The sequence below is a fragment of the Vibrio sp. 378 genome (assembly GCF_033339435.1).
The window spans coordinates 1-743 of sequence record NZ_JAWOUO010000477.1 but is presented as its reverse complement, the minus strand read 5'-3'; the positions used below and the strand labels follow the sequence as shown (position 1 = coordinate 743).

At 43.7% G+C, this 743-nt stretch carries 1 pseudogene; it reads right to left on the bottom strand.

What is annotated here, in order from left to right:
* Window positions 1-550, bottom strand: a pseudogene (locus R7Q48_RS27035) (cache domain-containing protein); the annotation flags it as partial.
* Window positions 551-743 lie beyond the last annotated feature (193 nt).

The window sequence follows — 743 nt, the reverse complement described above, 5'->3', positions numbered from 1 at the left end:
TGTTATCCAGTTGGATATTCAATACTTCGTTGATGATGTCTGTGACGGCCAAGTCAGCGGCCAATACGCCTTGTTTGTTTTGGTTAAACGCTTTGGCAAAGCTGACCACAATACTGCCATCAAAGTCTTGGTATGGCGCGGTAATGATCAGCCCAGATTGTGCCATCGCGTCTTGATACCAAGGGCGAGTTCGAGGGTCGTAATCGGATGGCCATGATTCGCTTTTATCGCCGTAGGCAATAGCGCCGTCAGAGAACCCTGCGTAAACCGAGAGAAATTTCCCCGCGCGTTTGGTCAGCAATAACTCGCGATCTGCATCATCAGAACTGGCGATGATTTGTTCGTTAGCCAACATCATATCGCTACGAATTGAGAGCCAATCGCTGATATAACGGTTAGTCGACTCAGAAATATTCTGTATTTCTCGGTTGAGTGTGGATGTGGTTTCTTCGTGAAGTTGATTAACGGAAACCCAAGCTTGAACGCCACTTACGATGGCGATAATGACTGCAATAGCAATCTGGATTTTTAACTTAATGGTATTTCTCATTGTCTAACCTTTATAAACAGACAAAAAGATCAGTGTCACAACGTGTGACTCCAGAGGGTTTAGACGATTCAAGCACAGAGCGTTACATGAAAGGCTTTAGTGAATTTATCGACAGTTAATGATGAAACTTGAGGCACATGGTGTGATTTTTATTCAGCAATGCAATGTTAAATCTCTATTCATCATGGTGTGC